Origin of the sequence: Limosilactobacillus difficilis, assembly GCF_947387495.1 — a bacterium.
GTDB lineage: Bacteria > Bacillota > Bacilli > Lactobacillales > Lactobacillaceae > Limosilactobacillus > Limosilactobacillus difficilis.
In genome coordinates, this window is the sequence record NZ_CANDNU010000134.1 from 1 (window position 1) to 205 (window position 205).

The window sequence follows — 205 nt, forward strand, 5'->3', positions numbered from 1 at the left end:
TTTAATGCTAAGTGGCTAGAAAAGGAAGCTAATGCCTGGCAATCTAAGTACAGTAAACGTAAGCACCGTGCAACCATTGCTATGCGTCAATGGAATCATAACCATAGTGATTTCAAAATGGTACTTAACGATTATCAGAATTGGCAACGAGCACAACGGCAGAAGGCACGCTATCAGCAACGGATAGCTAACCAACGTAAGGACT

1 pseudogene is annotated in these 205 nt (G+C 42.4%); it reads left to right on the plus strand.

Going from position 1 to position 205, the window contains the following annotated elements:
* Nucleotides 1-205, plus strand: a pseudogene (locus QOR82_RS09265) (RNA-guided endonuclease TnpB family protein); the annotation flags it as partial.